This window comes from Entomomonas sp. E7T21 (genome assembly GCF_058693955.1).
In genome coordinates, this window is record NZ_CP191672.1 from 3261777 (window position 1) to 3274611 (window position 12835).

At 36.0% G+C, this 12835-nt stretch carries 14 protein-coding genes and 1 pseudogene; 9 read left to right on the plus strand and 6 right to left on the minus strand.

Annotated features, from left to right (window positions below; translation table 11 throughout):
- Window positions 1–116: 116 nt before the first annotated feature.
- A complete protein-coding gene (gene cyaY, locus ACQVD9_RS15525) occupies window positions 117–455 on the minus strand; it encodes an iron donor protein CyaY (protein ID WP_264746831.1) in 339 nt (112 codons plus the stop codon).
- 124 nt (window positions 456–579) lie between these two features.
- Between cyaY and lptM the strand changes: the two are divergent.
- The 7 genes and pseudogenes from lptM to ACQVD9_RS15560 all read left to right on the plus strand — a co-directional run.
- A pseudogene (gene lptM / locus ACQVD9_RS15530) lies at window positions 580–684 on the plus strand (LPS translocon maturation chaperone LptM); the annotation flags it as partial.
- Between the two features lie 119 nt (window positions 685–803).
- Entirely contained in the window at window positions 804–2051 is a 1248-nt protein-coding gene (gene lysA, locus ACQVD9_RS15535; protein ID WP_264746832.1) for a diaminopimelate decarboxylase, read from the plus strand.
- Window positions 2052–2060: 9 nt separating this feature from the next.
- Window positions 2061–2891 carry a diaminopimelate epimerase gene (gene dapF, locus ACQVD9_RS15540; RefSeq protein WP_264746833.1) on the plus strand — a complete coding sequence of 277 codons (831 nt, stop codon included), beginning with the start codon at window positions 2061–2063 and terminating at the stop codon, window positions 2889–2891.
- Window positions 2888–3568: a DUF484 family protein gene (locus tag ACQVD9_RS15545; RefSeq protein ID WP_264746834.1), complete on the plus strand. Its 681-nt coding sequence runs from the start codon at window positions 2888–2890 to the stop codon at window positions 3566–3568. The genes dapF and ACQVD9_RS15545 overlap by 4 nt, the downstream gene beginning before the upstream one ends.
- Window positions 3569–3576: 8 nt before the next feature.
- The gene (gene xerC / locus ACQVD9_RS15550; RefSeq protein WP_264746835.1) at window positions 3577–4485 is read left to right on the plus strand and encodes a tyrosine recombinase XerC; all 909 of its coding nucleotides are present in this window, start codon (window positions 3577–3579) and stop codon (window positions 4483–4485) included.
- 134 nt (window positions 4486–4619) lie between these two features.
- Window positions 4620–4901, plus strand: a complete 282-nt coding sequence (locus ACQVD9_RS15555; RefSeq protein WP_264746836.1) for a PA2433 domain-containing protein — start codon at window positions 4620–4622, stop codon at window positions 4899–4901.
- A gap of 260 nt (window positions 4902–5161) precedes the next feature.
- Window positions 5162–5422: a PA2433 domain-containing protein gene (locus ACQVD9_RS15560; protein WP_264746837.1), complete on the plus strand. Its 261-nt coding sequence runs from the start codon at window positions 5162–5164 to the stop codon at window positions 5420–5422.
- An 11-nt stretch (window positions 5423–5433) separates the two neighbouring features.
- On the opposite strand, the gene ACQVD9_RS15565 is transcribed toward ACQVD9_RS15560, so the two are convergent.
- The 4 genes from ACQVD9_RS15565 to ACQVD9_RS15580 form a co-directional block, all read right to left on the minus strand.
- Window positions 5434–6807, minus strand: a complete 1374-nt coding sequence (locus tag ACQVD9_RS15565) for an OprD family porin (protein ID WP_264746838.1) — start codon at window positions 6805–6807, stop codon at window positions 5434–5436.
- A 161-nt stretch (window positions 6808–6968) separates the two neighbouring features.
- The gene (gene groL, locus ACQVD9_RS15570) at window positions 6969–8615 is read right to left on the minus strand and encodes a chaperonin GroEL (RefSeq protein WP_264746839.1); all 1647 of its coding nucleotides are present in this window, start codon (window positions 8613–8615) and stop codon (window positions 6969–6971) included.
- A gap of 34 nt (window positions 8616–8649) precedes the next feature.
- The gene (locus tag ACQVD9_RS15575; protein WP_264746840.1) at window positions 8650–8943 is read right to left on the minus strand and encodes a co-chaperone GroES; all 294 of its coding nucleotides are present in this window, start codon (window positions 8941–8943) and stop codon (window positions 8650–8652) included.
- A 179-nt stretch (window positions 8944–9122) separates the two neighbouring features.
- The gene (locus ACQVD9_RS15580) at window positions 9123–9560 is read right to left on the minus strand and encodes an FxsA family protein (RefSeq protein ID WP_264746841.1); all 438 of its coding nucleotides are present in this window, start codon (window positions 9558–9560) and stop codon (window positions 9123–9125) included.
- Between the two features lie 244 nt (window positions 9561–9804).
- Between ACQVD9_RS15580 and ACQVD9_RS15585 the strand changes: the two genes are divergently transcribed.
- Entirely contained in the window at window positions 9805–10635 is an 831-nt protein-coding gene (locus ACQVD9_RS15585) for an aldo/keto reductase (RefSeq protein WP_264746842.1), read from the plus strand.
- 51 nt (window positions 10636–10686) lie between these two features.
- On the opposite strand, the gene murJ is transcribed toward ACQVD9_RS15585, so the two are convergent.
- Entirely contained in the window at window positions 10687–12258 is a 1572-nt protein-coding gene (gene murJ / locus ACQVD9_RS15590) for a murein biosynthesis integral membrane protein MurJ (protein WP_264746843.1), read from the minus strand.
- A gap of 260 nt (window positions 12259–12518) precedes the next feature.
- Here murJ and rpsT point away from each other — a divergent pair, with 260 nt between their 5' ends.
- Window positions 12519–12788 carry a 30S ribosomal protein S20 gene (rpsT, locus tag ACQVD9_RS15595; protein WP_201093174.1) on the plus strand — a complete coding sequence of 90 codons (270 nt, stop codon included), beginning with the start codon at window positions 12519–12521 and terminating at the stop codon, window positions 12786–12788.
- Window positions 12789–12835: the final 47 nt, after the last annotated feature.

Genomic DNA, 12835 nt, shown 5'->3' on the forward strand with positions numbered 1-12835 from the left:
TCCTTTTTTATTAACTGATAACTTACGCTGGGTAGATGATGAGTTCATATATTATCTATATTATCTAACGATTTCATATAAAATATATGAATTTAAATCATGGTAACTACTAGCTATTAGTCTCGCTGTACATCAAAATCAACTAGCTCACCTACTTGCTCTTTTATTAATCGTTGTAACAATTCATGAAATGGTTCATTACCATTGACTACCAACCAATCAGCAAGTTCTGCATTATAGTCTAAATGATAACCTCCAGACCTTGCAGCAACCCATAATTGGCGTAAAGCTGATTGCCTACTTAAAATAATTTGACTGCCATTTTCAAACTCTATGGTTAATACACCATTCGCATTATCCATATCCACATCAAAATCTACAGTTTCTAATTTATCTTCAACCTGTTGTTGTAATTCATCAATACGTTGATGATATTCTGTCTCTTCTAGCATCATAAACAGCTACCTAGTAATAATATCTTGCCATTATATTAAACGAAAGCTAACACAACCAATAGTCAATCAGCTAATTGGTCGGTATACTTTTATATAATAAAAAGCTTAATCTGGAATTAATATAATGAAACTATTACATTTACCTATTCTTATTGTACTTGCTTATGCATCTGTATTAATGGGCTGTGGTCAAAAAGGCCCTCTTTATCTACCTGAAAAGCAAACAGCGCCAGTAATTACCACTGAACCAGCACAAACTAATGATGCCAACTCACAAGCCACCACAAAAACAGAGCATACAGAAGAAAGGCAAGCATCATCAGAAAGCACTAATGAGGCTGCGCAATAATGTCAGTGTTTACCTACCAAAATAACCAATTGTATGCTGAACAAGTGGCTGTTACAGATATTGCCAAACAATTTGCTACACCAACTTATGTGTACTCAAAAAAACATATTGAGCAACAATTTAAAAGCTATCAAGATGCCTTACAAGGTACCTCTCATTTAATTTGTTATGCTGTAAAGGCAAATTCTAATATTGCTGTACTCAATGTACTTGCCAAGTTAGGGGCAGGTTTTGATATTGTTTCTCGTGGCGAGTTAGAACGTGTTTTAGCTGCTGGTGGACAAGCGGATAAAATTGTCTTCTCTGGTGTTGGTAAAACAGTGGATGATATCCAAAGAGCATTACAAGTAGGTGTTCATTGTTTTAATGTTGAATCCACTAATGAACTAGACCGTATTCAGAAAATAGCAGCCGAAATGGGTAAAATCGCCCCTATTTCTTTACGTATTAATCCTGATGTGGATGCTCAAACTCATCCCTATATCTCTACTGGGTTAAAAGAGAATAAATTTGGTATTGATATAGCTGAAGCTGAATCAGTTTATGAATATGCTGCCACATTAAAAAACTTAAAGATTAAAGGAATTGACTGCCACATAGGCTCTCAATTAACGACTTTAGCACCTTTTCTAGATGCTTTAGATAGATTATTATTGTTAACTGATAAGCTAGCTAGCAAGGGTATTACTATTGAACACCTCGATTTAGGTGGTGGCTTAGGTGTACGTTATAATGATGAACAACCTCCTCTAGCCAAAGATTACATTCAAGCAGTAAGAGAACGTTTAACAGGCCGCAACCTAGCTCTAGTATTTGAGCCTGGCCGTTATATTATTGCTAATGCTGGTATTTTAATAACTCAAGTGGAGTATTTAAAACATACTACCCATAAAAACTTTGCTATTGTTGATGCAGCCATGAATGACCTTATCCGACCTGCGCTTTATGATGCATGGATGGATATTCAACCCGTTATCCAAAAACAAGGCCAAGCAACTAGCTATGACATAGTAGGCCCTGTATGTGAAACCAGTGACTTCTTAGGTAAAGATCGCTCATTAAACATTGCCGAAGGTGACTTACTAGCAGTATGTTCAGCGGGGGCTTATGGCTTTGTAATGAGCTCTAACTATAATACACGTGGTAGAGCGGCTGAAGTAATGGTAGATGGTGATAAAGTATATCTTGTTCGTAAGCGCGAAACATTAGTCTCTCTTTATGCAGACGAGTACTTATTACCCAATTAAGGAGTAAGCATGTTTTTACATTTTACAAAAATGCACGGACTAGGTAATGACTTTATGGTCATTGACCTCGTCACGCAACATGCCCATATTACGCCTAAACAAGTTAAACACTGGGGTAATCGTCATACAGGTATTGGTTTTGACCAGCTACTGATTGTTGAACCACCTAGTAAGCCCGATGTTGATTTTAGTTACCGTATATTTAATTCTGATGGTTCAGAAGTTGAACAATGTGGTAATGGTGCGCGCTGCTTTGCTATTTTTGTTCGCAATAAACGCTTAACAGCTAAAAAACATATTATTGTAGAAACTAGTAGTGGCATTATTGAACTACATGTTTTGCCAGATCACCAAGTTAAAGTAAACATGGGAAAAGCTCGCTTTGTTCCAAAAGAAATTCCTTTTTTAGCAGAACAACAAGCTAATATTTACCCATTAACTGTTGAAGAGCAGACTGTTGATATATCTGCAGTATCCATGGGTAACCCCCATGCAGTTATTCGTACTGATAATTTAGAAACTGCTCCCGTACAAACTGTAGGTCCAAAAATTGAACATCATCCCCTTTTCCCTAATCGTGTTAATGTGGGTTTTATAGAAGTTACTGACCGTCACCATGCTAAATTACGTGTATGGGAACGTGGTGCAGGTGAAACTCAAGCGTGTGGCACTGGTGCTTGTGCTGCTGCTGTAACAGCCATTCAAAATAATTGGATGGAGTCACCTGTGCACTTACAATTACTAGGAGGCAAATTAACCATTGAGTGGAATGGTGGTGATACTCCTGTTTTTATGACAGGCAATGCCGTAAGCGTTTATGAAGGAAAGATACAATTATGAGTCAACCTACTCCATCAGAACAAACTTCAAATGAATTAACAGCTGAAGCTGTTGCAGAGTATATTAGACAACATCCTGACTTTTTTATTAAACATGATGATGTATTACAAACCATACGCATTCGCCATGAATCAGGTAAAGCCATTTCTTTAATTGAACACCAACTTAATCGGTTACGTTCTCGCAATCAAGAATTGCAAAAACAACTCAATCAATTACTAGAAATGGCGAGAGAGAATGACCGTCTCTTTGAAAAGGCTCGACGCTTAACACTTGAGTTATTAGAAGCAGCTTCACTTGAAAGCTTAGTTGCTACTCTTGAGGACAGTTTAAGACATGATTTTAAAATAGAAAAAGTTAGCTTTATTCTCTTTAGCGAAAGCACTCTACCTGCTGGTCGCTTTTGTAAACTTGAAGAAGCACAAACCAAATTAGGTAGTTTAATTAATACAGATAAAATTACCACAGGCCAATTTAGAGATAATGCACTAGAGTTTTTATTTGGTAGTGATCACAACGTTCACTCTGCCGCATTAGTTCCCCTCAGAAATAATAATACACTGGGATTATTAGCATTAGGCAGTAGTGATCAATATCGCTATCAAAGAGAGACTGGAACTATTTTCTTACAACAAATCAGCGATATTCTTTGTCGTATCCTACCTCGTTTATTATAGGATCAATAATGCAAGTTGCTTTAGAGAACTATTTAAGACATTTGCAAACTGAACGACAAGTTTCATCACATACACTTGCTGGTTATCAACGCGACTTACAAAAAATAATAGTCCTTTGTGAAGCAAATAATGTTAATAACTGGGCAGATTTAACTACTCATCAAGTTCGCTTATTTATTAGTAAACTTCATAAGCAAGGATTATCTGCACGCAGTTTAGGACGATTACTCTCTTCATTGCGTGGACTCTATCGCTACCTTATTAAAGAGCAGTTATGTAGCAAAGACCCTAGCACAGGCATTACACCACCAAAAACAGAAAAACGTTTACCTAAGTTATTAGATATAGATCGCACACAACAATTATTAGATACTCCTATAGCAAGTAGTGATAACGAATTTATAAATTGTCGTGACCATGCCATGTTAGAGCTATTCTATTCTTCAGGATTACGTCTTTCTGAACTAGTCAACCTAACACTCACTGAGTTAGACTTAAACAATAATAGTGTTCGTGTGTTAGGTAAAGGTAATAAAACTCGAGAGCTCCCCGTAGGCACAAAGGCAAAAGAAGCATTAACTGCTTGGCTATCAATTCGCTTACAAGGCAATCCTAAAGATGATTTTGTATTTATTAGCCAACGCGGCACAAAACTAACCCCAAGAGCTGTTGAATTGCGTGTACAACAAGCAGGTGCTAAAGGTTTAGGACAACATTTACACCCACATATGTTACGCCATAGCTTTGCTAGCCATCTTTTAGAGTCATCTCAAGATTTACGTGCAGTGCAAGAATTATTAGGTCATGCTGATATATCTACCACACAAATTTATACCCACTTAAACTTCCAACATTTAGCTGCTGTATATGATCAGGCGCACCCTCGTGCTCACCATAAAAACAAAAATAAGTCTTAAACCTAAAGGCTAATAGTTTACTGAACAAACGCTGATATCATGTTTTATAGTTTTAATAATAAAAAAGTATCGTTGAACGATTAATTAACTAACCTGTCTATTGGGTAAATACAAAATTATTTGAGGGGATCAAAATGAAAAACTTAATTATTATTACACTTGCACTTATGGTTATTGGTTGCGCATCTAACAGCAAAGATTCAACAACAGCAAACCATAATCTTTGTGACATTAATTTGAATAAAATTGCTAACTACAGCGCACAGTTTTCCATGACTACTGGTGAACCAGAAAATAGTCAATTAAAAGCATTACATGCAAAAGCAAAAGAGTATAAAGAAGCGGGTGATACTAAAAACTGTATTGCAACATCAGAACAAGCTCTATCTATTATTGCTCAGCATAGCAGCAAGTAATAACTAACTGTCTTTTTTTAAATTAACTATCCATTAAGTAATTTCACAACTACTTTATAATAATAAAAATATTCACTTAGCAAATGGAAAGCTTTTATTTAAAGCTTTCCAAAACTAAGATCACTTATTAAATTTATAATTTTTTCTGTATCCATTAGTTAGTCAGAATATAAATTAGAAAAAAACCTTTATAGGAAAAATAACTTTCCTACAAAGGGATGGAATCTATTTAACTAAAAACTACATAAGAGGTAACTATTATGAAAACAATCACTGTTTTTATGCTATCTGTGTTAATGTCAACAATTGCTTTTGCAGATTCAAATCTATGCAGCAATAACTTGAATAAAATTGCTCGCTATAAAGCGACTGATGCACTTACCATGGGTTCCCCTGGCAAAGAACGCGTTCATGAATTACGTACTCAAGCAGAAGAATATCAAAAACAAGGTGATATCAAGAATTGTATTGCTTCAACAGAACAAGCATTACTTATCTTAAAACAACATACTAGTAAATAAAGTACAGGCACTTAAAAAAGTGCCTTACTTATTGCTAACAGATCAAATGGATATTGGGTAATTATTCTTACTTCATCAAAGTCTCTTAATGGTGAGTTATTTTCTGTACGGTGCTTGCCATAACGCACATGAAATGACAAACCTTTCGCCTTACCAGACTGCACTACATATTTGGTTTCAGCATTATATTCCCAATGCTTATATTTATAACCAACATAAGAAGCCGTATTTTTGGCATTATTATGACTATAATCAGCATCCCAACCTTTTACATAACGGGTGGTAAAACTTAGCCCTGGAATGCCCCAATTAGTAAAGTTATAGTCATAACGTACTTGTGCAGATTTTTCATTGGCCGCATCAAAGTCATTGTACATTGAAGCATTAACTAACCATTTATAAGAATACTCACCAGGATAAGCACCCTCAAAAGGCATTGCTTGATTACCATTAGACTGTTGATAAGCTAAAGTAAATTTATGTACATCATAGGTTAATGACGTTTTTAACCCCCATGTTGTATTATTAATACGCCCAGCTTTATCATTACCACTTGCCAATGTACGATAAACATTACCCGTAGTAGACCATGCTATCTTTGGATTAAATGGTCGGTTATAAGTAACCTCTGCATAATGTTGACGATAAACATCTTTAAAATCTGATCCATAATAAATTAGACTTAAACCATCAATTGGCCGATAAGTAACCCCTGCATATTTAATATTTCTAGCACGTACTAATTCACCTGTTTGCGGATTAACTGCTAACAGATTCCAAAAGCCAATATCCCCAGTATGATGAGAGGAGGTTCTAGCATTTTTAGCGGTAAAATAACCCGCTTCAAAAACGGCTTTATCAAATTCATTACTAATTAACTGAAAACCAGTAGATGTTTGTGGCCAAAGACGGTTATTAGCAGTACCAAATATAGGGTTCTCTGGATACATATCACCATATTTTAGAACTGTTTTAGATATTCTCATTTTAACTGAAGCATTAACACGACCATAACCATGTTTAGGGTCATTTCCATTCTTATAGGGTACTAATCCTATACCTCCCCCAGCCTGACCTTTACCGCTATCAAGACGCTGTGCCATAAATCCTTGTACATCTAAACCAAAGCCTACTGTTCCCTGTGTAAACCCCGAAGAATAGTCCAACATAATGCCATGAGCCCATTCTTTAGCATAATTTTGCTTACTACTTGGCTCATTGAGGAAATTTCTGTAGAAATAAAAATTTTTATATAACCCTTTAAATTGGGAATCTTCGAGGAAACCATTAGCATCTTGTTGACTTTGTACAGCTTGTGCTGGGCTTATAACTCCCATGCCCAAAACAATACCTATAGTAGCCATAGGCAATATAGCTTTTATCATCGTTTAACCTTTTTTATTTTTGTTAAATTTAATTATTTTTGAAACTTTAGCTTACACAAAAAGACTTATTAAGTATAGATCCTTTTCTATTAGATTAATCTATAAGCATAAAAAAACCCACCAAATGGTGGGTTTTTGCAGATAGCTTAGTGAGCTAATGATTACATCATGCCCATGCCGCCCATTCCACCCATACCGCCCATATCAGGCATTGCAGGAGCAGATTTATCTTCTGGCAATTCAGCTACAATAGCTTCAGTAGTGATTAATAAACCAGCAATTGAAGCTGCTGCTTGTAATGCACTACGGGTAACTTTAGCTGGATCAATAATACCGAATTCGATCATATCGCCATATTCACCTGTTGCCGCATTGTAACCATAGTTACCTTTACCTTGTTTTACTTTATCAAGTACTACAGAGGCTTCATCACCAGAGTTAGCAACGATTTGACGTAATGGAGCTTCAGCCGCACGACGTAAAATGTTAATACCAACAGTTTGTTCTTCATTAGCACCCTTAAGGTCTTTGATAGACTCTAAAGCACGAACTAACGCAACACCACCGCCAGGTACAACACCTTCTTCTACTGCTGCACGAGTAGCACTTAACGCATCTTCAACACGTGCTTTCTTCTCTTTCATTTCAACTTCAGTAGCCGCACCTACTTTAATTACAGCAACACCGCCTGCTAATTTAGCAAGACGCTCTTGTAATTTTTCACGGTCATAATCTGAAGTAGTTTCTTCGATTTGTGCACGAATTTGCTTAATACGTGCTTCAATATCAACTTGATTACCAGCGCCATCAATAATAGTAGTGTTTTCTTTGTTAGAAACAGTACGTTTAGCAGTACCTAAATGTTCTAAAGTAGTGCTTTCTAAACTTAAACCTACTTCTTCACTGATTACAGTAGCACCTGTTAAGATAGCGATGTCTTGTAACATAGCTTTACGACGGTCACCAAAGCCAGGAGCCTTAACTGCAACCACTTTAACAATACCACGCATGTTATTCACAACTAATGTAGCTAATGCTTCGCCTTCAACATCTTCAGCGATGATTAATAAAGGACGACCAGATTTAGCAACAGCTTCTAACACTGGTAATAATTCACGAATGTTAGAAATTTTCTTGTCTACTAATAAGATATATGGGCTATCCACTTCTGCAGCCATTGTATCTGGCTTGTTGATGAAGTATGGAGATAGGTAACCACGGTCAAATTGCATACCTTCTACTACAGAAAGTTCATTCTCTAAACCAGAACCCTCTTCAACAGTGATAACACCTTCTTTACCTACTTTTTCCATTGCTTCAGCAATGATATTACCAATAGACTCATCAGAGTTTGCAGAAATGGTACCTACTTGAGCAATAGACTTAGTATCTTCACATGGTTTAGATAATTTTTTAATCTCTTCAACGATAGCGATAGTTGCTTTATCAATACCACGTTTTAAATCCATAGGATTTAAACCAGCAGCCACTGATTTTAAACCTTCAGTAACAATTGATTGCGCTAATACAGTTGCAGTAGTAGTACCATCACCTGCTGCATCGTTAGCTTTAGAAGCCACATCTTTTACTAACTGTGCACCTATGTTTTCAATTTTATCTTTTAATTCAATTTCTTTAGCAACAGAAACACCGTCTTTAGTAATTAAAGGAGCACCAAAGCTACGCTCTAATACTACATTACGACCTTTAGGGCCTAAAGTTGCTTTTACTGCATCTGCTAATGTATTAACACCAACTAATAATTTTCTACGTGCAGAATCGCCAAATTTAACTTCTTTAGCAGCCATTTATATTTTCCTCGAATCTTATAAAACCGTTAAATTATTTTTCAATAACAGCAAGAATTTCGTTCTCACCCATAATAAGTAAGTCTTCACCATCTACTTTAATGGTGTTACTACCAGAATATGGACCAAACACAACTTTATCGCCAACGTTAACAGCAACTGCACGAACTTCACCATTATCTAAAACTCGGCCTGTACCTACAGCTACTACTTCACCTTGGTTTGGTTTTTCAGCCGCTGAACCTGGTAATACGATACCACCAGCAGTCTTTGTCTCTTCTTCGCTACGGCGAATGACAACACGGTCATGCAATGGACGAAGTTTCATATCCAAAATTCTCCTGAACAAATTATTACTTTTTAAAATGAAAAATACCGTTATCAGTCATTTAACCAATAATGGCGACTAAATAAAAATACCCAGTTCATAAAAACTAAGTATTAAAGAATACTGATCAATTAAATAAGGGCAAAAAAAAATAATTCAAGGGGTAATGTATTATTTTTTTATTTATCTTTTCTTTCCCACTCACCTTCAATGATATCTGGCTTATGTTGTTGATTACCATTAGTAGAACCATAGGCCTGTTGAGCTTTTGTGCTATATTTCACTAACAGTTTTTTAGCAAGCTGTATAAATAACCCTCTGCTTGCAGGAATAACTAACAATATCCCAACCACATTACCTAATAAGCCAGGTAAGAATAATAGCCCACCCCCTAGACCTAAAAGCATACCATTCATCATTTCCCCATCAGGGGTTTCCCCTTGATTTACCTTTTGACGAATGCTCATTAATGTGGCAAGCCCTGCTAATCGTAAAATTAATACACCTAAAATAGTAGTGGCTAAAATAATAAAAAGTGTTAAACCAATACCTAGAAATCTACCTGCTACAACTAATAGCACTATCTCAATAATAAAATATATACCAAAAAAACGCATACCAACCTCTATCTAGTGCTATAACTTATCCTTTTTATACCATAACCATACTATGCCATATACTTAATAACACGAATATATAAATATTTAAAATTACCTAAAAACACATTACAAAATTTTAAAATTAACTTATTAACGTTATATTGTTTTACATAATAAACAACCTATGTACTAAACCATTATTGCTATTATAAGTCCAAAATAATCATCTTAAACTTTAAGTCCACATTAAATGGAGAGTTATATGCTAAGTAAAACAATAACTTTAAATAATGGTATAAAAATGCCTATTATTGGTTCGGGTACTTGGCCTTTACTAGGTAATGAATGTACTCGTACTGTCACCACTGCCATTGAACAAGGCTTTAGACTGATCGATACAGCTGCCAAGTACAGTAACGAACAAGCTGTTGGCAAGGGTATCAAACAATCCAAAGTAGCTAGAGAGGAATTGTTTATTACCAGTAAGCTTCGTGGTAGCGCCCATGGTTATCAAAACACTATCAAAGCATTCCAACAAACCCTTAGAGACTTACAACTAGAGTATTTAGATCTGTATCTAATCCATTGGCCATTACCTAGCAAAGATCTTTATGTCGAAACATGGAAAGCTATAGCTACTCTTTATAATCAAGGACTTATTAGAGCTATTGGAGTTTCTAACTTCAAAATAGCGCATTTAGGCCGTATTATTGATGAAACAGGTGTTATTCCAGCAGTAGACCAAATTCAGCTTAGCCCTTATTTACCTCAAGAGGAAACTCGCTTATGGCTGGCTAAATATAATATCGTTTGCCAAGCATGGAGCCCACTAGGCAGGGGAACAGATTTACTCAATACAAGTGTTATTACCAAAATTGCTGCTAAACACAATAAAACACCAGCTCAAGTTGTTTTACGTTGGCATATACAATTGGGTAATAGCATTATCCCTAAATCTTCTAACCCAAAACGTATACAAGAAAATCTAAATCTTTTTGATTTTGAATTAGACAAAGAGGATATGGTTTTAATATCTACATTAGATAGACATATAAAACCCAAGCAAGATCCTGATACCTATATGGAAGAATAGAATTTCTCTTGAGATTAGCCATCTATGTCTAAAGCACTAGATGGCTAACTTTTAATCAGAAGCTGTTTGCCTAAAATGTTTTGGTCTCATACCAAATATTCCCAAGGCAGCAAAAAATACCACTATGCCTGCAATTACTAGAATACTCATTTCTAATACACGTTTTTTCCAGCCCCAAGCAAACCATTCAATTGAGGGTACATTAAGCCAATAGATAAGCGCAGCCATTACTGCACAAGCTGCAACTAATCTTAAAATAAATAATCGCCAACCTGCACTTGGCATATAAACGCCAGCCTTACGAAGCCCCCACAATAATAACCATGTATTTAGTACGGAAGATAAGGAAGTAGCTAAAGCCAAGCCAACATGCTGTAAAGGCCAAATAAGAACTAAATTAAATCCCATATTGGCAACCATACAAACAATAGCTATCTTAACAGGTGTTTTTAAATCTTGACGGGCAAAGTAACCAGGTGCCAATACCTTAATTAACATAAATGTTAAAACACCTAGAGAGTAAGCTTGTAGCGCCATAGCTGATTGCTCAACCGCATAATCTGTCATCTTGCCATAATTATAAAGCGTAGCAATTAATGGCTCTGCTAATAAACCTAAAGCCAATGCAGCAGGAACGCCTACTAATAAAACCATTCTAATCGCCCAATCTAAGGTTGCAGAAAATGCCTTGGGATCTTCCCCTGCATGTTGCCTTGATAAGCTTGGCAAAATAACAGTACCAATGGCAATACCAAAAGCACCTAATGGTAGTTCAGATAATCGATCTGCATAATAAAGCCAAGAAACACTACCTTCCCGTAGGAAAGAAGCTAAAATTGTATCTAACAATAAGTTAATTTGGCTAACAGAAACACTTAATAAAGCAGGTAGCATTAATAACAAAATCCGCCTTACCCCCTCATCTTTATGCAACCTAGGACGAGGTAATAATTTTATTTTTACTAAAAAAGGTAATTGGAAAAGAAACTGTGCAACACCTGCAATAAAAACACCCCATGCTAAAGCCATTACAGGCTCTTTGAAATAAGGTGACATTAATATAGTTGCCGCAATCATACTAATATTTAAAAATACAGGGGTTACAGCGGGTACTGCAAACTTACCATAACTATTTAAAATACCGCTACAAAACGCAGTTAAAGAAATCAGCATTAAATAAGGAAAAGTAATCCGCAGTAACTCCCCTGCTAATTCCATTTTATAAGGATCATTATAGAAGCCTGGTGCAAACACCATCATAATATAAGGCGCAAAAATCACTCCAAATACAGTGATACCAGAGAGCACTAATCCCAACGCCCCCATAGTGCGGTCAACCAATAATTTAACTTCATCTAAACTACGCTTGGTACGATACTCTGAAAGAACAGGAACAAAAGCCTGTGCAAAAGCACCCTCAGCAAATAAGCGACGTAAAAAATTAGGAATGCGAAAAGCAACAAAAAAAGCATCGGCAGCAGAATTGGAACCAAAATAACGAGCAACCACAATATCGCGCACCATCCCTAGAACACGAGATAATAGTGTCATCAAACTTACAATAATACTGGAACGCAATAAACCACTGCTTTTTGCTTTTTGTGGTACCTGTTCTGTTGTCATAATAGAAATTTGTTCCTAGAAATACCTTAAAAATAGGTTTATCATCAAGTTACTTTTTATAGCTAAAGCCAATTAGAGGCGCAAAGTTTAAGAAGGTTCTTTACACACAGCAAACTTTATTTAATCGCTAACTTGGGTTATATTAACCCATGCTTTAAGCATTTATAATAGTCAGGACAAAATGCTTGACATTACCCTATAAAAGAGGCAATATTGCCGCCCTTAATTTTATTAATCAAGTTTTTTCGAGGAGTTGAAAGGTGGCAAATACCCCTTCCGCAAAAAAACGCGCAAGACAAGCTGAAAAGCAACGCGCTCACAATGCCAGCTTGCGCTCTATGGTTCGTACTTATATCAAGAACGTAGTTAAAGCTTTAGAAACTAAAGATTTAGAGAAATCTAAAGCCGCTTATGAAAAAGCAGTTCCTGTTATTGATCGTATTGCTGACAAAGGTATTATCAGTAAGAATAAAGCTGCGCGTCATAAGAGCCGTTTAAACGCGCACTTAAAAGCATTAAGCGCTGCTTAATCTTTAAAAAAGATTTAAAACAAAACCGACTTAATTGTCGGTTTTGT